At 71.9% G+C, this 18,490-nt stretch carries 21 protein-coding genes; 10 read left to right on the top strand and 11 right to left on the bottom strand.

What is annotated here, in order from left to right; genetic code table 11:
* Window positions 1–21: 21 nt before the first annotated feature.
* Window positions 22–951, bottom strand: a complete 930-nt coding sequence (locus ACIP5K_RS06405; protein ID WP_401405607.1) for a helix-turn-helix transcriptional regulator — start codon at window positions 949–951, stop codon at window positions 22–24.
* Window positions 952–1,052: 101 nt separating this feature from the next.
* On the opposite strand from ACIP5K_RS06405, the gene ACIP5K_RS06400 reads away from it, so the two are divergent.
* From ACIP5K_RS06400 to ACIP5K_RS06390, 3 genes are all read left to right on the top strand, one after another.
* On the top strand, window positions 1,053–2,510 hold the full coding sequence (locus ACIP5K_RS06400; protein ID WP_401405604.1) for an MFS transporter: 1,458 nt from the start codon (window positions 1,053–1,055) through the stop codon (window positions 2,508–2,510).
* Between the two features lie 100 nt (window positions 2,511–2,610).
* Window positions 2,611–3,621 (top strand): aldo/keto reductase, encoded by a 1,011-nt coding sequence (locus tag ACIP5K_RS06395; protein WP_401405601.1) that lies wholly within the window; start codon window positions 2,611–2,613, stop codon window positions 3,619–3,621.
* Window positions 3,622–3,645: 24 nt separating this feature from the next.
* The gene (locus tag ACIP5K_RS06390; protein WP_401405598.1) at window positions 3,646–4,233 is read left to right on the top strand and encodes a TetR family transcriptional regulator; all 588 of its coding nucleotides are present in this window, start codon (window positions 3,646–3,648) and stop codon (window positions 4,231–4,233) included.
* A 1-nt stretch (window position 4,234) separates the two neighbouring features.
* Here the strand turns inward: ACIP5K_RS06390 and ACIP5K_RS06385 are convergent, their stop codons facing one another.
* The 4 genes from ACIP5K_RS06385 to ACIP5K_RS06370 all read right to left on the bottom strand — a co-directional run bounded on the left by ACIP5K_RS06385 (window position 4,235) and on the right by ACIP5K_RS06370 (window position 7,267).
* Entirely contained in the window at window positions 4,235–4,675 is a 441-nt protein-coding gene (locus ACIP5K_RS06385; RefSeq protein ID WP_401405595.1) for a hypothetical protein, read from the bottom strand.
* Window positions 4,672–5,526, bottom strand: coding sequence for a hypothetical protein (locus tag ACIP5K_RS06380; protein ID WP_401405592.1), 855 nt, complete (start codon window positions 5,524–5,526; stop codon window positions 4,672–4,674). The genes ACIP5K_RS06385 and ACIP5K_RS06380 overlap by 4 nt, the downstream gene beginning before the upstream one ends.
* 76 nt (window positions 5,527–5,602) lie before the next feature.
* Window positions 5,603–5,812: a hypothetical protein gene (locus tag ACIP5K_RS06375; protein ID WP_401405589.1), complete on the bottom strand. Its 210-nt coding sequence runs from the start codon at window positions 5,810–5,812 to the stop codon at window positions 5,603–5,605.
* 72 nt (window positions 5,813–5,884) lie between these two features.
* Complete coding sequence (locus ACIP5K_RS06370; RefSeq protein WP_401405586.1) at window positions 5,885–7,267, bottom strand: glycine--tRNA ligase; 1,383 nt, start codon at window positions 7,265–7,267, stop codon at window positions 5,885–5,887.
* Window positions 7,268–7,455: 188 nt separating this feature from the next.
* Here ACIP5K_RS06370 and ACIP5K_RS06365 point away from each other — a divergent pair, with 188 nt between their 5' ends.
* From ACIP5K_RS06365 to ACIP5K_RS06350, 4 genes are all read left to right on the top strand, one after another.
* A complete protein-coding gene (locus tag ACIP5K_RS06365; protein WP_401405583.1) occupies window positions 7,456–8,433 on the top strand; it encodes a metal ABC transporter substrate-binding protein in 978 nt (325 codons plus the stop codon).
* Window positions 8,434–8,468: 35 nt separating this feature from the next.
* On the top strand, window positions 8,469–9,251 hold the full coding sequence (locus ACIP5K_RS06360; protein ID WP_401407514.1) for a metal ABC transporter ATP-binding protein: 783 nt from the start codon (window positions 8,469–8,471) through the stop codon (window positions 9,249–9,251).
* Window position 9,252: 1 nt separating this feature from the next.
* Window positions 9,253–10,140: a metal ABC transporter permease gene (locus ACIP5K_RS06355; RefSeq protein WP_401405580.1), complete on the top strand. Its 888-nt coding sequence runs from the start codon at window positions 9,253–9,255 to the stop codon at window positions 10,138–10,140.
* Between the two features lie 67 nt (window positions 10,141–10,207).
* Window positions 10,208–10,618, top strand: coding sequence for a Fur family transcriptional regulator (locus ACIP5K_RS06350; RefSeq protein ID WP_401405577.1), 411 nt, complete (start codon window positions 10,208–10,210; stop codon window positions 10,616–10,618).
* Between the two features lie 67 nt (window positions 10,619–10,685).
* Here the strand turns inward: ACIP5K_RS06350 and ACIP5K_RS06345 are convergent, their stop codons facing one another.
* The 3 genes from ACIP5K_RS06345 to ACIP5K_RS06335 are packed head-to-tail and all read right to left on the bottom strand — an operon-like array spanning window position 10,686 to window position 12,568.
* Window positions 10,686–11,519 (bottom strand): isoprenyl transferase, encoded by an 834-nt coding sequence (locus ACIP5K_RS06345; RefSeq protein WP_401405574.1) that lies wholly within the window; start codon window positions 11,517–11,519, stop codon window positions 10,686–10,688.
* Window positions 11,520–11,547: 28 nt separating this feature from the next.
* Complete coding sequence (gene recO / locus ACIP5K_RS06340) at window positions 11,548–12,297, bottom strand: DNA repair protein RecO (RefSeq protein WP_401405571.1); 750 nt, start codon at window positions 12,295–12,297, stop codon at window positions 11,548–11,550.
* 55 nt (window positions 12,298–12,352) lie between these two features.
* Window positions 12,353–12,568, bottom strand: a complete 216-nt coding sequence (locus ACIP5K_RS06335) for a hypothetical protein (RefSeq protein WP_401405568.1) — start codon at window positions 12,566–12,568, stop codon at window positions 12,353–12,355.
* A 268-nt stretch (window positions 12,569–12,836) separates the two neighbouring features.
* Here ACIP5K_RS06335 and ACIP5K_RS06330 point away from each other — a divergent pair, with 268 nt between their 5' ends.
* Window positions 12,837–13,670 carry a Scr1 family TA system antitoxin-like transcriptional regulator gene (locus tag ACIP5K_RS06330; RefSeq protein ID WP_401407512.1) on the top strand — a complete coding sequence of 278 codons (834 nt, stop codon included), beginning with the start codon at window positions 12,837–12,839 and terminating at the stop codon, window positions 13,668–13,670.
* A complete protein-coding gene (locus tag ACIP5K_RS06325; protein ID WP_401405565.1) occupies window positions 13,652–13,921 on the top strand; it encodes a DUF397 domain-containing protein in 270 nt (89 codons plus the stop codon). The genes ACIP5K_RS06330 and ACIP5K_RS06325 overlap by 19 nt, the downstream gene beginning before the upstream one ends.
* Here the strand turns inward: ACIP5K_RS06325 and ACIP5K_RS06320 are convergent.
* The 3 genes from ACIP5K_RS06320 to leuA form a co-directional block, all read right to left on the bottom strand.
* Window positions 13,918–14,463 carry an isochorismatase family protein gene (locus tag ACIP5K_RS06320; protein ID WP_401405562.1) on the bottom strand — a complete coding sequence of 182 codons (546 nt, stop codon included), beginning with the start codon at window positions 14,461–14,463 and terminating at the stop codon, window positions 13,918–13,920. The two genes, ACIP5K_RS06325 and ACIP5K_RS06320, sit on opposite strands and share 4 nt — an antisense overlap.
* 29 nt (window positions 14,464–14,492) lie before the next feature.
* Window positions 14,493–15,191, bottom strand: coding sequence for a TerB family tellurite resistance protein (locus ACIP5K_RS06315; RefSeq protein WP_401405559.1), 699 nt, complete (start codon window positions 15,189–15,191; stop codon window positions 14,493–14,495).
* Between the two features lie 188 nt (window positions 15,192–15,379).
* Window positions 15,380–17,101, bottom strand: a complete 1,722-nt coding sequence (gene leuA / locus ACIP5K_RS06310) for a 2-isopropylmalate synthase (RefSeq protein WP_401405556.1) — start codon at window positions 17,099–17,101, stop codon at window positions 15,380–15,382.
* A 291-nt stretch (window positions 17,102–17,392) separates the two neighbouring features.
* On the opposite strand from leuA, the gene ACIP5K_RS06305 reads away from it, so the two are divergent.
* A complete protein-coding gene (locus ACIP5K_RS06305; protein WP_401405553.1) occupies window positions 17,393–18,484 on the top strand; it encodes a M4 family metallopeptidase in 1,092 nt (363 codons plus the stop codon).
* Window positions 18,485–18,490: the final 6 nt, after the last annotated feature.

The raw sequence follows: 18,490 nt of genomic DNA, 5'->3' as shown, positions 1-18,490 counted from the left end.
AGCGGCCCCCGGCGTCCCCCGTCAGGTGGCGGGCGACGGCGCCCGCGGCAGCCCGGCGCCCGGCCGCCCCCCGGCGGTCAGCCGGTCCAGGTCGGCGAGCCGCTCTCGGGTCGGCTCGTCCGCCGGGGTGTACGTGACCAGGCGCGCGGCCCCCTCCCCGCCCAGCCACAGGTCGGTGTGGACGAAGGAGACCCGTCCGACGTGCGCGTTGCGGAAGTGCTTGACCTTGCTCGTGGACGTGTGCTGGACGTCGTAGCGCCCCCACAGCTCACGGAACTCGGCGGACGCCTCGGTGAGCCGCTGGAGCAGCAGCTTCCAGGCGGGTTCGGCGACGTGACCGGCCATCGTGGCGCGGAACTTGGCGGTCATCGTGGGCAGCACCTCGTCGAGGTGCACGAGGGAGGAGCGCCACTCCTGGTGGGTGAAGGCGAGCAGCAGCGCGTTGCGGTCCCCGGCGGGGACGGCCGCCAGGTCGCAGAAGAGCGATCCGTAGGTGCGGTTGAAGGCGAGGATGTCGTAGCGGCTGTTCTGCACGGAGGCCGGGAACGGCGTCAACTGGTCGAGCAGCAGCCGCAGTTCGGGGGTGACGGTGGCGCTGTCGGCCACCGGGCTCGGGTCGACGGCACCGGCCAGGCCGAACAGGTGGACCCGCTCCCCCGCGTCGAGCCGCAGCGCCCGCGCCAGCGCGTCGAGGACCTGCCCGGAGACCTGGATGTCCCGCGCCTGCTCCAACCACGTGTACCAGGTGACGCCGACCGCGGAGAGGTGCGCCACCTCCTCGCGGCGCAGTCCCGGGGTGCGGCGCCGGCGGCCGCGCGGCAGGCCGACCTCCTCGGGCGTGAGGCGTTCGCGGCGACTGCGCAGGAACCCGGCCAGTTCGTGCCGGCGGATCTCGCCGGGCCGCCCGCCCGCCGCGCCGGGGTGCTGCGTCTCCTGCGTCATGGTGGTCACCCTCCCAGCGTGCGGCGCCGCGGATCCCGTTGCCAGGTAGAGGTTCTACCAGGATAAGGACGCTCTGGTACCGCAGTCCCGGGCGGCGGAGTCTCGGTGCCATGACCACCCCGACCTCCGCCGCGCCGCCCCCGCGGACCTCCACCACCCCTACCCGCACCGGCACCGGCACCGGCACCCCCGTGCTCTCCGGGACCGGCCTGTTCACGGTGCTGCTCGGCGCGGCCCTGCCGCTCATCGACTTCTTCATCGTCAACGTCGCCCTGCCCGACATCGACCGCGATCTGCGCACGGGCGAGGCGGTCCTCGAACTCGTGATCTCCGGTTACGGCATCGCGTTCGCGGTGCTGCTCGTGCCGTGCGGCCGGCTCGGCGATCTGCTGGGCCGGCGCGCGCTGTTCTCGCTCGGCCTCACCACGTTCGCCCTCACCTCGCTGGCCTGCGGGCTCGCCCCGAACGCGACGTTCCTGGTGGTGGCGCGGGTGGCGCAGGGCGCGGCGTCCGCACTGATCGCGCCGCAGGTCCTCGCCACCGTCCAGGCCACGACGGCCGGGGCCCGCCGGGCGCGCGCCATGAGCCTGTACGGCGCCATGGCGGGCCTGTCGATGGTGACGGGGCAGGTCCTCGGCGGGGTCCTGGTCTCCGCCGACCTGTTCGGCGGCGGCTGGCGCGCGGTGTTCCTGGTGAACGTGCCGGTGGCCGCCGTCGCGCTCGCGCTGACGGCGCGCACGGTCCCGCGCACCCGTTCGCCGCGGCCCGAGCCGGTGGACGTGCCCGGGACGGTCCTGCTCGCGCTGGCCCTGGGTGCGCTACTGGCGCCGCTGACCGAGGGGCGGGCGGCGGGCTGGCCGCTGTGGACGTGGCTGTCGTTCGCCGCGTTCCCCTTCCTCGCGTACGCCTTCTACCGGGTGGAGCGCGCCGCGGACCGGGCCGGGCGCACCCCGCTGGTGCCGCCGTCGCTCTTCCGACTGGTCCCGCTGCGCCGGGCGTTGGTGATGATCGTGCCGTTCGACATCGGGCTGAGCGCGTTCATGTTCGCGGTCGCGGTGTCGCTGCAACAGGGCGAGGGGCTCGCTCCGGTCGTCGCCGGCCTCGCGCTGGCGCCGTTCGCGGTGGTCTTCTTCCTGGCGTCGCTGGGCGGGCCGCGGCTGATCGCCCGCTGGGGCACGCGGGTGGTCACGGCGGGCGGCGCGCTCCAGGCCGGCGGCGTCGCGCTGATCGCGCTGGCGGCCTGGCGCACCTGGCCGCACCTCGGCGTGCTCCAACTGCTGCCGGGCGCGGTGCTGATGGGCGCGGGCCAGGCCCTCCAGCTCCCGGTGCTGTTCCGGATCGTGCTCTCCGAGGTCCCGGCGGAGCGGGCGGGCGTGGGGAGCGGCGTCCTGACGACGACCCACCAGTCGGCCCTGGCCCTCGGCGTCGCGACGCTCGGTTCGCTGTTCCTGACCCTGGCGTCGGGCGCGGGCCCGCGGGACGCGCTGATCGTGACGCTGCTGATCCAGCTGGGGGTGATCGCGGTGACGGTGGGCCTCAGCCTCCGCCTGCCCCGCACGATCGCCTGACACCCGCCGGCACACACCCGCCGCCGCCTGACACCCGCCGCCTGACACATGACAGATGACAGATATTGAAATCTGTCATCTGTCATGTCAGGCTGGAGTCATGAACCTCCCCACGCGAACCCTCGGAACCACCGGCCCGCGCACCGCCGCCCTCGGCCTCGGCTGCATGGGCATGTCCGCGCTGTACGGCGAGAGCGACCGCGCCGAGTCCATCGCCACCGTGCACGCCGCGCTCGACGCGGGCGTGACCCTGCTCGACACGGGCGACTTCTACGCCATGGGGCACAACGAGATGCTGATCGGCGAAGCCCTGCGTTCGGCGCCCGCCGCGGCCCGTGCCAATGCGCTGACCAGCGTGAAGTTCGGCGCGCTGCGCGACGCGGACGGCGGCTGGTCGGGCTACGACGGCCGCCCCCAGGCGGTGCGCAACTTCGCGGCGTACTCGCTCCAGCGGCTCGGCGTCGACCACATCGACGTCTACCGGCTCGCCCGGCTCGACCCGGACGTGCCGATCGAGGAGACCGTCGGCGCGATCGCCGAGCTGGTCGAGAAGGGCCATGTGCGCCACATCGGGCTGAGCGAGGTCGGCGCGGAGACCATCCGGCGCGCCGCCGCCACCGCCCCCGTCTCGGACCTCCAGATCGAATACTCGCTCATCTCGCGCGGCGTCGAGGACACGATCCTGCCGACCACCCGCGAGCTGGGCATCGGCATCACGGCGTACGGCGTGCTCTCGCGGGGCCTGATCTCCGGGCACTACACCCGCGACCGGCAGCTCGCGCCGGGCGACTTCCGCTCCTTCTCGCCCCGCTTCCAGGGGGAGAACCTGGACCACAACCTGACGCTGGTGGACCGGCTGCGCGAGATCGCCGACGGCAAGGGCGTCAGCGTCGCCCAGATCGCGATCGCCTGGGTGCTCGGCCGCGGCGAGGACGTCGTCCCGCTGATCGGCGCCCGCAGCAGGACCCGGCTGACCGAGGCGCTGGGCGCGCTCGACGTGACGCTGGACGCGGCGGACCTCGCCGCGATCGAGCGGGCCGTGCCCGCGGGCGCCGCCGCCGGCGACCGGTACGCGGCGGCCCAGATGGCGGCCCTCGACAGCGAGCGCTGACCGGCGCCCGGTACCGTCGACGCCATGCCACCGACCACCGAGGCCCTGACGCCCGAGCGGATCCTCGCCGCGACCGAGGACGTGCTGCGCCGCCACGGCGCCGCGAAGGCGACGGTGGTCGACGTGGCCCGCGCGCTCGGGGTCAGCCACGGCTCGGTGTACCGCCACTTCCGTACGAAGGCCGAGCTGCGCGGCGCGGTGACCAAGCGCTGGCTGGACCGCACCACCGGCGTCCTGTCGGCGGTGGCGGACGGCTCCGAGCCGCCCGCGGCCAAGCTGCGGCACTGGCTGACGGCCCTCTTCGACGCCAAGCGGCACAAGGCGGGCGACGACCCGGAGCTGTTCGCCACGTACACGGTTCTGACCACGGAGAACAGCGAGGTGGTCGACGCCCACATCGCCGAGCTCCTCGGTCAGCTCGCGGCGATCGTCGACGAGGGCGTGGCCCGGGGCGTGTTCGAGGCCCCCGACGTCCCGGCGACGGTCCGCGCGGTCTTCGAGGCGACGGCCCACTTCCACGACCCGGTCCACGCGGCGCAGTGGACCCGCCCGGACGCCCGGGAGGCGTTCCGCGCGGTGGTGGACCTGGTGATGCGCGGGCTGCGCGCCTGACTCACGGCACCGTCGTCGACGACGGGGCGGGGTCGGCGGGCGGCTGCGGCTGGCCGGGCGGCTGCCCCGCGGTGACGGCCCTGACCCGGCGTGCGGGACGGCCCACCGCGCCCTCCAGCGTGCGGCCCGGCATCCGCGCGAGCCCGAAGATCACCGCGAGCGAGATCGACGGAGCCCCGACGGCGAAGGCCGCCACCAGGGGCTCGCCCTTGTCCAGCCCGTACTTGGCGAAGACCAGCATGCCGCCGACCGACACCAGGGCGAAGAGCTGGCCGAGCCCGCGCTGCGCGACGGTCGCCCAGGCCAGCCGCCTGCGATGCCGCTCGTCGGCCCGGAACTCGTCCCAGATCTCCTGCGCGAGTCCCGGCTTGACCGCCTCCCACTCCCTGGCGACCCGGGCGTCCCAGCGCGGCCCGGGCCCGCTGTCCCGGGCGGCCGTCACGTGTCGCTCCCGAGGCGGGAGGCCGCGCTCTCGACCGTGCCGCCCCGCGCCCGGCCGGTGTGCGGGGCCGCGGCGGCCCGTGCCGCCAGCCGCAGGATCTGCGGCTCGGCCCGCTCGTGCCCCAGCTCCCGCGCCCGGCGCAGCCACAGCAGCGCGTCCGCGGACGCCCCCCGCTCGGCGAGCAGCAGCCCCAGGTTGTAGGCGCCGTCCGCGTCGCCGTCCCGCGCGGCCCGCCGCCAGGCGGTCTCCGCCTGGTCCCGGCGCCCCTGGCCGTGCCAGAGCACCCCGAGCAGCACCGCGGCCTCGACGACCCCCGCTTCGGCGGCGTCCTGCCACACTTCCTCCGCCTGCTCCGCCTCGCCCATGCGCAGCAGCAGCAGCCCGAGGTCCCGGCCCGCGGCGGCCCGGCCGGCGGCGAGCGCGCGCCTCAGCTGCCGTACGCCTTCGCGGTCGTCGCCCCGGCGGGCGGCGGCGACGCCGAGGTAGTGCCGGGCCCGGGCGTCACCCAGCTTCGCGGCCCTGCGCCAGAGCCGCTCCCCCTCACCGGCGGGCCCGTGCCGGTGGCACAGCACGCCCAGGTCGGTGAGGGCGCGCACGTCACCCGCCTCGGCCAGCCCCCGCAGCGTGCGGCGGGCCTCCTCGATGTCGCCCGCCTCGGCCTGGGCCAGGGCGCGCGTGTGCCGCTGGGCCGCGGTGGGCGGCGGTGGCGGGCCGAGCGCGTCGTAGGCGTCCGCCCAGTGCGCTTCGAGCCGCGTGAAGAAGTCCGGCCCGCCGTCCCGGCCGCGGCCGCCCGGCCGCACCCCGGGCGCCAGCACGTCCAGCGCGCCGCCGAACAGGACCCGCCATGCCATCCGGCGCACCCCCGCCCCCTCGTCCAAGACCTCAACTCTCAGACCGTACAGGGAGGTTGCCCCGCCCGGCGGGTGGTCAGACACCGCCGCCGGGATCCACCGTCGCCTGGTGCTCGACCTCCAGGTGCTCCTGCGCCTTCAGCCACGGCAGGAACTGCGCGGTGCGGTGCCAGCCGCACGTCTCGCAGGTCAACTGGCGTTGGATGCCCGCCCTTTCGACGCGCACGACGTGTCCGCGCCCGTGCTGGTCCCAGCGGCTGACTCTGCTGCTCGTCATGTGAGGCACATGCCGCAGTGTGCAGCAAAAAGCCCCGGCCCACCGCGGGAACGGCGGGCCGGGGCTCGGTGCGTGCGGGCGTCAGCAGCCGATGAGGCGGGCGGCCAGGTAGCCCTCGATCTGGTCGAGGGAGACGCGCTCCTGCTTCATGGTGTCGCGCTCGCGCACCGTCACCGCGTTGTCGTCGAGGGTGTCGAAGTCGACGGTGACGCAGAACGGCGTGCCGATCTCGTCCTGGCGGCGGTAGCGGCGGCCGATGGCACCGGCGTCGTCGAAGTCGATGTTCCAGTTCTGGCGCAGCGCGGCGGCCAGGCCCTTCGCCTTCGGGGACAGCTCGGGGTTGCGGGACAGCGGCAGGACCGCGACCTTCACCGGGGCGATGCGGTGGTCGAAGCGCATGACCGTGCGCTTCTCCATCTTGCCCTTGGCGTTGGGCGCCTCGTCCTCGAAGTAGGAGTCGAGCATGAACGCCAGCATCGTGCGGCCGACACCGGCCGCGGGCTCGATGACGTACGGCGTGTAGCGCTCGCCCTTCTCCTGGTCGAAGTAGGAGAGGTCCTGGCCGGAGGCCTTGGAGTGCGCGGACAGGTCGTAGTCCGTGCGGTTGGCGACGCCCTCCAGCTCACCCCACTCGCTGCCGCCGAAGCGGAAGCGGTACTCGATGTCGGCGGTGCGCTTGGAGTAGTGGGAGAGCTTCTCCTTCGGGTGCTCGAACCAGCGCATGTTCTCCTCGCGCATGCCGAGGCCCGTGTACCAGTTCCAGCGCTGCTCCATCCAGTACTCCTGCCACTGCTCGTCCTCGCCCGGCTTGACGAAGAACTCCATCTCCATCTGCTCGAACTCGCGGGTGCGGAAGATGAAGTTGCCGGGCGTGATCTCGTTGCGGAAGCTCTTGCCCATCTGGGCGATGCCGAACGGCGGCTTGCGGCGCGAAGTCGTCTGGACCTGGGCGAAGTTGGTGAAGATGCCCTGGGCGGTCTCGGGGCGCAGGTAGGCGATGGAGCCGCTGTCCTGCGTCGGGCCGAGGTGGGTGGCGAGCAGGCCCGAGAACTGCTTGGGCTCGGTGAAGGCGCCCTTGGTGCCGCAGTTGGGGCAGTTGATGTCCGCCAGGCCGTTCTCGGGGAGGCGGCCCTTCTTCTCCTCGTACGCCTCCTCCAGGTGGTCCGCGCGGTAGCGCTTGTGGCAGGAGGTGCACTCGGTGAGCGGGTCGGAGAAGGTGGCGACGTGGCCCGACGCCTGCCAGACCTCCGTCGCCAGGATCACGGACGAGTCGATACCCACGACGTCCTCGCGCGCGGTGACCATGTAGCGCCACCACTGGCGCTTGAGGTTCTCCTTCAGCTCCACGCCCAGCGGCCCGTAGTCCCAGGCGGCGCGCTGGCCGCCGTAGATCTCGCTGCAGGGGTAGACGAAGCCACGGCGCTTGCTGAGGCTGACGATGGTTTCGATCTTGTCGGCGGCCACGGTGCTCTCTTCATTACGGCGACGGTGAGCGCGCTGGATACGCGCTCCGGGAGCGAAGGCCTCAGGTTACCGGCGGGCCCACCTCCCGAACCAAATCGGTTCCCGGTCACAGAGCGGGACCGAGCGGGACGAAGGTCCCGCGAAGAGCTTGTTGACAATCGTTTCCACTTTTGTTGAAAATGACTGTCATGAACGTACGCCGCTCCCCGCGTCTCCGCCGCCGCCTCATATCCACGACCGCCGTCGCCGGCACCGCGGCGCTCGGCGTCGCGCTGCTCTCCGCCTGCTCGTCGTCCACCGCGGCGGACGGCAAGGGCGACGGCAAGCTGGACGTCGTCGCGTCGTTCTATCCGATGCAGTACCTCGCCGAGCAGATCGGCGGCGACCACGTCGCCGTCACCAATCTGACCGAGCCCGGCCAGGAGCCGCACGACCTGGAGGTCAGCGCCCAGCAGCGCGGCCGGCTCGAAGAGGCCGACGTGGCCCTCTACCTGAAGGGGCTCCAGCCCTCCGTCGACGAGGCGATCAGCCAGTCCGGCATCGGCACCAAGGTCGACGCCGCCTCCCTGACCCACCTGGAGAAGCACGGCAGCGAGGTCGGCGGGCACGCCGACGGGCACGACCACGACCACGGCTCCGAGGCGGGCGCCGACCCGCACATCTGGCTCGACCCGGTGAAGTACGCCGAGGTCGCCGAGGGCGTCGGCACGGCCCTGCGCAAGGCGGACCCCGACCACGCGGCCCTGTACAGGAAGAACACCGCGGCCCTGGTCGGCAAGCTGGACGGCCTGGACAAGAAGTACGCGGACGGCCTCGGGAACACCCGCTCCAAGGTCTTCATCACCACCCACGCCGCCTTCGGCTACCTCGCCGAGCGCTACGGCCTCACCGAGGAGGCCATCAGCGGCCTCGACCCGGAGAGCGAGCCCAGCGCCGCCCGCGTCAGGGACCTCCAGAAGATGGCGAAGGCCGACGGCGTCACGACCGTCTTCTACGAGACCCTCGTCAGCGACCGGACCGCGAAGACCCTCGCGGGTGACACCGGACTGAGGACGGCCGTGCTCGACCCGATCGAGGGCATCACCGACGCCTCCCGGGGTGACGACTACCTCGCGGTCATGGAGTCGAACCTGACCGCGCTCCAGAAGGCGCTGGGCACCAAGTGACACATCCCGCGAGCGACCCGGAGGGCGACTCGGACATGGCCGGTACGACGGACGTGACGGAACCCGTGATCACCCTGCGCGAGGTGATGGCCGAGCTGGGCTCGCGCCCCGTGCTGCGCGGCATCGACCTGACCGTGCGCCGCGGCGAGGTCGTGGCGCTGCTCGGCGCGAACGGCTCGGGCAAGTCGACCGCCGTGCGCGCCGTCATCGGCCAGGTGCCGGTCACCGGCGGCGGGATCGAGCTGTTCGGCACCCCGCGCGCCCGCTTCCGGGACTGGGCGCGCGTCGGTTACGTCCCGCAGCGCACGACCGCCGCGGGCGGCGTGCCCGCGACGGTCACCGAGGTCGTCTCGTCGGGGCGGCTGTCCCGGACCCGGTTCGGCATCCTGCGCCGCGCCGACCGGGAGGCGGTGGCCCGCGCCCTGGAGTCGGTGGGCATGGCCGACCGCGCCGGGGACTCGGTGGACGCGCTCTCCGGCGGCCAGCACCAGCGGGTGCTCATCGCCCGCGCGCTCGCCGCGCAGCCCGAACTGCTGATCATGGACGAGCCGATGGCGGGCGTCGACCTGGCCAGCCAGGAGGTGCTGGCCGAGACGCTGCGCGCGCAGGTCGCCGCGGGCACCACCGTCCTGCTCGTGCTGCACGAACTCGGCCCGCTGGAGCCGCTGATCGACCGGGCCGTGGTGCTGCGCGACGGCTGCGTCCGGCACGACGGCCCGCCCCCGAAGGCCGTCGGCCAGCACGCGCTGCCCGGCCACGACCACGTCCACCCGCACTCCGCCGACGCGGAGCCCGTACGCACCGGACTGCTGAGCTGACATGGAATTCCTCGACTTCGCCTTCATGCAGCGGGCCCTGCTGGCCGCCGTCCTCATCGGCATCACGGCGCCCGCCATCGGCATCTATCTCGTCCAGCGCCGGCAGGCACTGATGGGCGACGGCATCGGGCACGTCGCGATGACCGGCGTCGGCCTCGGCTTCCTGCTGTCCACGTCACCGGTGTGGATGGCGACGGCCGTCTCGGTGGTCGGCGCGCTGGTCATGGAGCTGATCCGCTGGTACGGCAGGACGCGCGGCGACATCGCGCTGGCCATGCTCTTCTACGGCGGCATGGCGGGCGGCGTCATGCTGATCAACCTGTCGCCCGGCGGCTCCACCGCCAATCTCGGCTCGTACCTGTTCGGCTCGCTGGCGACGGTCTCCCCGGCCGACCTCACGGCGATCTGCTGGCTCGCCGCGTTCGTGGTCGTGGTGACGGTGGGCCTGCGCCGGCAGCTCTTCGCCGTGAGCCAGGACGAGGAGTTCGCGCGGGTCACCGGGCTGCCGGTGCGCGCCCTGAACCTGCTGATCGCGGTCACCGCCGCGGTGACGGTGACCGTCGCCATGCGCGTCGTGGGCCTGCTCCTGGTGTCGGCCCTGATGGTGGTGCCGGTCGCGGCGGCGCAGCAGCTGACCCGCAGTTTCCGGGCCACGTTCGCGGGCGCGGTGGCGATCGGGGTGGTGGTGACCCTGAGCGGCACCGTCACCTCGTACTACCAGGACGTGCCGCCCGGCGCGACGATCGTGCTCCTGACCATCGCCGTCTTCATCGTGCTGACCCTGCTGGCGACGCCGCTCGCCCGGCGCCGGGCGAGGGCCGCCGCCCCGGCCCGCGGCGACGCCGCCGCGTGCCCGATCCCGGAGCAGCAGGCCCCGGCCGAGATCTGACCCGGCCACCGCGCCGCCTGGCACAATGGCGGCGGTACGCAGGTGGCAGGGATACGAGGAGGAACCCGTGGCAGCCCCGGTTCGAGGCAGGTCGACCCGCCAGCGCGCGGCAGTTGCGGCGGCGCTCGACGAGGTCGACGAGTTCCGCAGCGCCCAGGAACTGCACGACGTGCTCAAACACAAGGGTGACTCGGTCGGCCTGACCACGGTCTACCGCACGCTCCAGTCGCTGGCCGACGCCGGCGAGGTGGACGTGCTGCGCACCTCCGAGGGCGAGGCCGTGTACCGGCGCTGCTCCTCGGGCGACCACCATCACCACCTGGTCTGCCGGATGTGCGGCAAGGCGGTCGAGGTCGAGGGTCCCGCGGTCGAGAAGTGGGCGGAGGCCATCGCCTCGGAGCACGGGTATGTGAACGTGGCGCACACGGTGGAGATCTTCGGCACCTGCGCGGAGTGCTCCGCGGGGCGACCGGGCTGACCGGGGCGACCGGGCTGACCGGGGCGGCCCGGGGCGCCGGGTGCGCCCCGCCCGCACCGCGGCCGCTCTAGCCCTCGGCCTCCAGCTGGAGGAGGACCTCATTGGGCGTGGCCCCGCCGAAGCGCCGGTCCCGGGACGCGTACTCGACGCATGCCCGCCACAGGTCGCGGCGGTCGAAGTCCGGCCACAGCACGTCCTGGAAGACCATCTCGGCGTAGGCGCTCTGCCACAGCAGATAGTTCGACGTGCGCTGCTCGCCGCTGGGCCGCAGGAACAGGTCCACATCCGGCATGTCCGGGTAGTACAGGTACTTCGCGAACGTCTTCTCGCCGACCTTGGACGGGTCGAGCCGCCCGGCCCGCACGTCCTCGGCGAGCGCCTGCGCGGCGTCGGCGATCTCGGCACGCCCGCCGTAGTTCATGCAGAAGTACAGGGTCAGCTTGTCGTTGTCCTTGGTCTGCTCCTGGGAGATCTCCAGCTCCTTGGCGACCGACTTCCACAGCTTGGGCATCCGCCCCACCCACCGCACGCGCACGCCCAGCTCGTCGAGCTGGTCGCGGGTCTTGCGGATGAAGTCGCGGTTGAAGTTCATGAGGAACTTCACCTCGTCCGGCGACCGCTTCCAGTTCTCCGTCGAGAACGCGTAGAGGGAGATCGCGCCGACACCCATCTCGATGGCGCCCTGGAGGACGTCGAGGACGCGCTCGGCGCCGACCTTGTGCCCCTCGGTGCGCGGCAGCCCGCGCTCCTTGGCCCAGCGGCCGTTGCCGTCCATCACGATGGCGACGTGCCCGGGCACCAGCTCGCCGGGGATCTTCGGCGGCCGCGCGCCCGACGGGTGCGGTTGCGGTGCGACGTACTCGCGTCGTGACGACCGGCCGAGAATTCCGCGACGTGCCATGGTGGTGGGCCTCTCCCCTAGCTCAGCTCTAGCTTTTCTCTACGTAGCGCAGCGACCGCAGTCCGCGCTCCAGGTGCCAGTGCAGGTACGCCGACACCAGGCCGCTGCCTTCCCGCGCGAACCTCGCCTCGCACGTGTCCGCCGTCTCCCAGTCACCGGTGAGCAGCGCGGCGAGCAGGACGAGGGCCTGCGGTGAGGGTACGACGCTGCCCGGTACCCGGCAGTCGACGCAAACCGAGCCCCCCGCACCGACGGAGAAGAACCGGTTGGGACCGGGCATTCCGCACTTCGCGCAGTCCGTGAAGCTCGGCGCGTAGCCGTTGACCGCGAGGGAGCGCAGCAGGAAGGCGTCCAGGATGAGGTGCGGTTCGTGCTCGGCGCGGGAGAGGGTGCGCAGGGCGCCGACGAGGAGCAGGTACTGCTGGACGGCCGGCTCGCCCTCGTGGTCGGTGAACCGTTCCGCCGTCTCCAGCATGGCGGTGCCGGCCGTGTAGCGGGCGTAGTCCGTGACGATGCCGCCGCCGTACGGGGCGATGGTCTCGCTCTGCGTGCACAGCGGCAGCCCGCGCCCGATCAGCTCGCTGCCGCGCGCGAAGAACTGCACGTCGACGTGGGAGAAGGGTTCGAGCCGCGCCCCGAACTTCGACTTGGTGCGTCGCACGCCACGGGCGACAGCGCGTACGCGGCCGTGACCGCGCGTGAGCAGGGTGATGATGCGGTCCGCTTCACCCAGCTTCTGGGTGCGCAGCACGATGCCGTCGTCGCGGAACAGACTCATGGCGCCATTGTCCCCCACCGGCCGTCGGCCGACCGACCGCCCCGGACCGGAGCGCTCAGGGCACCTCGCCCCTGCTGCGGCGGTTCGCGTACGCCGTGGCGGCCCGCAGCCGCTCGTGCGTGGTGGCCTCCCGCACCCCGTCCGGCGGACAGTCCCACTCCCGGCCGCCCCCGAACGGCCGTAACTGCACGTACGGCCCCTCGTGCCCCATCACCATGCCGACCTGTCCCGTGCTGGTGTCGACGGCATAGGAGCCGATCGGCGGTTTCATGCGGTGTGGCTCCTGTCGTCCGGGGCTGACCTGAGCACGGCGGCCAAGCGTGCCGCCGCGTCAACCGAACAACGCCCCAATTCCGCCGGGGGACACGGGGCAGTCCGCGCGTTCGGCCCTTGATCGAGTCCGTGTTCCGTCCCCTTCCGTCACCCGGCTCCCCCGCCCGATTCGATTTCACGCTTCGCACCCCGGTGGTGACGCTCCGGATTTACAGTGGAGGGACATCTGAGGACGACAAGTGCGGCACGGAGCTGGGGGGTTGGCGGTGGCCAAGGGTTCGCGACAGGCGGCGTGGGAGTTCTTCGGACAGGAACTCAGGCGCCGGCGCGAGGACGCCGGACTCACTCAAGCGGCGCTGGGCATACGCGTTTTCGTCTCCGGCAGTTACATCGGCCAATTCGAACAGGCAATTCGCAAGCCTCAGTTGGACGTGGCCCAGAGGTTCGACGAGCTGCTGCAATCCGACGGTATTTTCGAGCGCATGTGGCACAGCCTGATCGACGACCATCGGTACGCCGATTACTTCGCGGAGGTCGTCGAGCTGGAGCGGCTGGCGACGAGGATCTGCGAGTTCGCGCCCACGGTGGTGCCGGGCCTGTTGCAGACGGTCGCGTACGCCCAGGCCATCACCATCGCGGCGAACCCCTTCGTCACCGACGCCTACGTCGAGGAGAAGGTCACCGCCCGCCGCGAGCGGGCGCGGATCCTCGCGGACGCCACACGGCCCGAGTACTGGGTGACGCTGCACGAGAACGTGCTGCGGGTCCCGGCGGGCGGATCGGCGGCGATGGCGGGGCAGTTGGAGCACATCGCCGCGCTGATGAGGGCACGCACCGTGTGGGTGACGGTGGTCCCGTACGCGGCGGGGGCGCACGCCGCGATGGGCAGCATGTTGCAGCTCATGGAGTTCGACGACGCACCCCCGATCGCCTATACAGAGACATCGTTTTCGGGAACGCTCATCGATGATCCTGCCGTGGTGAAGCGGACCCACCGCGCATACGATCTGCTCAGGGTCGCCGCGCTGTCGCCGGAGGCGTCCCTGGCCCTGATCGAGTCGGCGGCGGAGGACTACAGACGATGCGCGAGTACGACCTGAGCAATGCCCGCTGGCGCAAGTCCACTTACAGCAACGGCGAAGGCGGCAACTGCGTCGAGGTCGCCCACGACTTCATCGGCTCCGCCCGCTGGCGCAAGAGCACCTACAGCAACGGCGAAGGCGGAAGCTGCGTCGAGGTGGCCGACAATCTTCCCGGCATCGTGCCCGTCCGGGACTCCAAGGTGGCCGGCGGCGACGTCGTCGTCATCGGCGCCGCGGCCTGGCAGGCGTTCGTGGCGCGGCTGCGCTAGGGCGCGGTGAAGTCGACCCGGGCCGCCGGAAGCACCCGTATCCGGCGGTCGGGGTAGTCGATGTGCCGGTAGATCTCGTTGTGGTGGGCGATGGCCCGGTCCGCCGGGGCGAAGTCGGTGGCAGCGGGGCGCACCGACGTGGTGTGCCCGTCCGCGACGAGCACGAGGTCGAAGCCGCGGCTCAGCGCCTGACGGGCCGTGGTCTCCACGCAGTTCTCGGTGGCGAACCCGGTGATCAGCACCTCGGTGACGCCGAGGGAGCCCAGCACCGCGTCGAGGTCGGAGCGCAGGAAGGCGTCCGACGTCGTCTTGGCCACCAGCGGCTCACCCGGCGCCGGGTCGAGTTCGGGGACGACGCGCCAGCCGTCCGTCCCGGGTTCGAGGCCGCCGCCGTGGTGCTGGAGCGTGACGACGGGGACCCCGGCCGCGCGGGCCCGGGTACGCAGGTCCGCGATGGCGGCGATGGTCGCGGCGGGCCGGTGCATGATCGGCAGCAGGGCGTTCTGCATGTCGATGACGAGGAGCGCGGGGGCGTAGGACATGCGGTCACCTTAAGGGCGGCCGCACGGCCTCAGCTGGGGGTGCGGGCGGCGGCCACGAGAAGCAGGCCGACCTCGTCCGAGCACATGGTGAGGGCGGCGCCCACGGTGCCGAGGACATCCCGCTCGGCGGCCGAGTACGGGCCGTCGGCGAGCGCGATGCGGGCGCCCTGGAGCAGAATCGATTCGCGCCCGGCGGGAGCCAGGTGCGGGGCGAGCGGGTCGAGCGCCTCGTGCAGCTCGATGGCGAGGGACGCGCCGGACCCGGCGTGCTCCGGCATCCGCCCGGCATCGGTCACCAGCGCCTCCACGAGCGCCGCGAGCCGCACCTCCGAGGTGTCCTCGAACCCGGCGCCCCGCAGGACGCCCACGGCGCACTCCAGGGACGTACGGGCCCCGGCCCCGCCGGCGGCGAGGACCGCGAGGACGACGGTGTGCACGGCGTCGCGCAGCATCGCGGAGAAGCGGTGCGTGGTCGGGTGGTCGAGGGCGTCGGTGCCGAACCGCTCCTGGCACGCCGCGCACTCCACCACGGGGCCGGTCTCGCCACGCGGCACCACCGGCACGCCGAGCACGAGGAACCGCCGCCGGCCGGTGCGCCGCTCGTAGTTGCGGTCGCCGCCGCAGCCCGGGCAGAAGAACTCCCCGTCGCCGACGGTCGTCCATGTGGTGTGCACGCCCAGGACCCGCGAGATCCCGGTCCGTCGCCCCAGTTCCCTGTTCGGCAGCACGTCGCACACCTCCGTAACGGCGCCGCAACATCGCGGCGTTGGCGTGATGTTAGCCACATTGGTGAGGCGGCGTCAGCACCTTGGTCACGCAGCGGTCACGGAGATCGTGTGACCATGGCCGAGATGCGCCCCGGCCCCGCCCACCACGAACAGGTGTGCGGGGCCGGGAAAGTCCAGCTCAACCAGGCTCAGCGGGTCGCGCGGTTGACGGCCGAGACGACGGCCTTCAGCGAAGCACGCGTCGTATTCGCGTCGATGCCGATTCCCCACAGAACCTTGTCGTCGATCGCGACCTCGATGTACGAGGCGGCGACCGCGGAGGCGCCCTCGCTCATCGTGTGCTCCTGGTAGTCGAGCAGCCGGGCGTCGATGCCGATGCCCTGGAGGGCCTGGAAGAACGCGGAGATCGGGCCGTTGCCGGTGCCGGTCAGGACCTGCTCGACGCCGTCGACCTCGGCCTCGACGGTCAGCGTGTCCACGCCGTCGGTGTCGGTGGTCGTCTGGCCCGCCCTGACCTGGATGCGGCCCCACGGGTTGCCGGAGTTGGGCAGGTACTCGTCCTGGAAGATGCTCCAGATGTCCTTCGGCGTGACCTCGCCGCCCTCGGCGTCGGTCTTGGCCTGGATGACCTTCGAGAACTCGACCTGCATGCGGCGCGGCAGGTCCAGGCTGTGGTCGTTCTTCAGGACGTAGGCGATACCGCCCTTGCCGGACTGCGAGTTGACCCGGATGACCGCCTCGTACGACCGGCCGACGTCCTTGGGGTCGATCGGCAGGTAGGGCACGGCCCACTCGATGTCGTCGACGGTGACGCCCTTGGCCCGGGCGTCGGCCTCCATCGCGTCGAAGCCCTTCTTGATGGCGTCCTGGTGGGAGCCGGAGAAGGACGTGTAGACCAGGTCGCCCACGTACGGGTGGCGCGGGTGGACCTCCATCTGGTTGCAGTACTCCCACGTGCGACGGATCTCGTCGATGTCGGAGAAGTCGATCTGCGGGTCGACGCCCTGCGAGAACAGGTTCATGCCCAGGGTGACCAGGTCGACGTTGCCGGTGCGCTCGCCCTGGCCGAACAGGCAGCCCTCGACGCGGTCGCCGCCGGCCATGACGGCCAGCTCGGCGGCCGCGACGGCGGTGCCGCGGTCGTTGTGCGGGTGGATCGACAGGCAGACGTACTCGCGGCGCGACAGGTTGCGGCTCATCCACTCGAAGCGGTCCGCGTGCGTCGACGGCGTCGAACGCTCCACCGTGGCGGGCAGGTTGAGGATGATCTCGCGGTCCGGGCCGGGCTGGTAGACGTCCATGACGGCCTCGCAGACCTCCAGGGCGAACTCCAGCTCGGTGTCCGTGAAGATCTCGGGGCTGTACTGGTAGCCGAAGACCGTCTCGGGGCCCAGCAGCTTCTCCGCGTACTCCATCACCAGGCGGGTGCCGTCGACGGCGATCTGCTTGATGTCGTCCTTCGAACCGCGGAAGACCACGCGGCGGAAGACGGGGGCGGTCGCGTTGTACAGGTGGACCGTGGCGCGCCGGGCGCCCTTCAGGGACTCCACCGTGCGCTCGATCAGGTCCTCGCGGGCCTGGGTCAGCACGGAGATCGTCACGTCGTCCGGGATGGCGCCCGGCTCTTCGATGATCGAACGTACGAAGTCGAAGTCGGTCTGGCCGGAGGCGGGGAAACCGACCTCGATCTCCTTGTAGCCCATCGCGACCAGTTGGTCGAACATCCGGCGCTTGCGCTCGGGCGACATGGGGTCGATCAGCGCCTGGTTGCCGTCGCGCAGGTCGGTGGAGAGCCAGCGGGGGGCCTCGGTGATCCGCCGGTCGGGCCAGGTGCGGTCGGGGATGTCCACCTGGTCGTACCGGCCGTATTTGCGGATCGGCATGCTGCTCGGCTGCTGGTGGTTCGGCATGATGCGTGGGGCTCCTCAGAGGTGGCCGGTTTCAGTCGGCCGACGGCGCAACGCCAAACTCCGCGGGGAGGGGGTCGGCCTCGACTACAGGCCCTCGCCGCGGCAGCTAAGGAGAAGCAGCCCGAAACGCATGATGCACAGCACCCTAGCCGAGACGCGCCGGACGCGAGAACCCGTATCAGTATGCGGGACCGGCAGAAGGTAACGGGTAAGAGGTGATCGATCCCTCTATTTCACTAATCATGGCGCCAGGTAGTGACAGCGGCATGACCCGGTGCCACATTGCGTCGCATGACCGCCAACCCCACGGGGAGCCCGCTCGGGTTCGAGCCCGTGTTCTGCACCATCGTGCCGCCCCACATCCTCGACAAGGCCGCCCGGTCCGAGGATTCCGCCATCGCCGCCTGGGCCCGCAGCTCCCTGGAGCGCGACTCCCTGGAACGCACCCGCCGCCGGATGACCACCGTCATCGGCGCCCGCGCCGCCGCGCCTCCGTACGCCGACGCCGGAGCGCAGCAGACGGCGCACCGGGCCATCTACGACGCCCGCCACCAGACGGCCCTGCCGGGCCACAAGGTGCGCGCCGAGGGCGACGAACCGGGCCAGGACGCGACCGTCAACCGCGCGTACGCGGGCCTGGGCGCCACCTTCGAGCTGTACCTGGAGAAGTTCTCCCGGTACTCCATCGACGGCAACGGCCTGCCGCTGACCGCCTCCGTCCACTACGACGAGGACTACAACAACGCCTTCTGGAACGGCGAGCAGATGGTGTTCGGCGACGGTGACGGCGAGATCTTCCTCGACTTCACCCTGCCCGTCGACGTCATCGGCCACGAGCTGACCCACGGCGTCACGCAGTACACGGCGAACCTGGCCTACTTCGACCAGTCGGGCGCCCTGAACGAGTCGCTCTCCGACGTCTTCGGCTCGCTGATCAAGCAGTATTCGCTGGGGCAGACGGCCGCCGAGGCCGACTGGCTGATCGGCGCCGGGCTGCTCGCGCCGCGCGTCTCCGGGGTGGCCCTGCGCTCCATGAAGGCACCGGGCACGGCGTACGACGACGACGTCCTCGGCAAGGACCCGCAGCCCGCCGACATGGCCCACTACGTGCACACCGGCCAGGACAACGGCGGGGTGCACATCAACTCCGGCATCCCCAACCACGCCTTCTACATCCTGGCCGAGGCGCTCGGCGGGAACGCGTGGGAGCGGGCCGGGCAGATCTGGTTCGACACGCTCACCGGGGGCGAGCTGGAGTCGACCTGCGACTTCGAGGCGTTCGCCCGCGCGACGGCGAAGGCCGCCAAGGAGCGCTTCGGCGCCGCCGAGGAGTACCAGGCCGTCCTCAAGGCCTGGGAACAGGTGGGCGTCCCCACGCAGTAGCGGATC

The sequence above is a fragment of the Streptomyces sp. NPDC088785 genome (genome assembly GCF_044750685.1).
GTDB lineage: Bacteria > Actinomycetota > Actinomycetes > Streptomycetales > Streptomycetaceae > Streptomyces.
This window is presented reverse-complemented; position numbering and strand designations above follow the sequence as displayed.

Excerpts from the sequence above, each read along its gene's own strand:
- ACIP5K_RS06400 (WP_401405604.1), top strand. The coding sequence starts at position 1,053 with ATGACCACCCCGACCTCCGCCGCGCCGCCCCCGCGGACCTCCACCACC.
- ACIP5K_RS06395 (WP_401405601.1), top strand. The coding sequence starts at position 2,611 with ATGAACCTCCCCACGCGAACCCTCGGAACCACCGGCCCGCGCACCGCC.
- ACIP5K_RS06390 (WP_401405598.1), top strand. The coding sequence starts at position 3,646 with ATGCCACCGACCACCGAGGCCCTGACGCCCGAGCGGATCCTCGCCGCG.
- ACIP5K_RS06380 (WP_401405592.1), bottom strand. The coding sequence starts at position 5,526 with ATGGCATGGCGGGTCCTGTTCGGCGGCGCGCTGGACGTGCTGGCGCCC.
- ACIP5K_RS06365 (WP_401405583.1), top strand. The coding sequence starts at position 7,456 with ATGAACGTACGCCGCTCCCCGCGTCTCCGCCGCCGCCTCATATCCACG.
- ACIP5K_RS06360 (WP_401407514.1), top strand. The coding sequence starts at position 8,469 with ATGGCCGGTACGACGGACGTGACGGAACCCGTGATCACCCTGCGCGAG.
- ACIP5K_RS06355 (WP_401405580.1), top strand. The coding sequence starts at position 9,253 with ATGGAATTCCTCGACTTCGCCTTCATGCAGCGGGCCCTGCTGGCCGCC.
- ACIP5K_RS06345 (WP_401405574.1), bottom strand. The coding sequence starts at position 11,519 with ATGGCACGTCGCGGAATTCTCGGCCGGTCGTCACGACGCGAGTACGTC.
- recO (WP_401405571.1), bottom strand. The coding sequence starts at position 12,297 with ATGAGTCTGTTCCGCGACGACGGCATCGTGCTGCGCACCCAGAAGCTG.
- ACIP5K_RS06335 (WP_401405568.1), bottom strand. The coding sequence starts at position 12,568 with ATGAAACCGCCGATCGGCTCCTATGCCGTCGACACCAGCACGGGACAG.
- ACIP5K_RS06325 (WP_401405565.1), top strand. The coding sequence starts at position 13,652 with ATGCGCGAGTACGACCTGAGCAATGCCCGCTGGCGCAAGTCCACTTAC.
- ACIP5K_RS06320 (WP_401405562.1), bottom strand. The coding sequence starts at position 14,463 with ATGTCCTACGCCCCCGCGCTCCTCGTCATCGACATGCAGAACGCCCTG.
- leuA (WP_401405556.1), bottom strand. The coding sequence starts at position 17,101 with ATGCCGAACCACCAGCAGCCGAGCAGCATGCCGATCCGCAAATACGGC.
- ACIP5K_RS06305 (WP_401405553.1), top strand. The coding sequence starts at position 17,393 with ATGACCGCCAACCCCACGGGGAGCCCGCTCGGGTTCGAGCCCGTGTTC.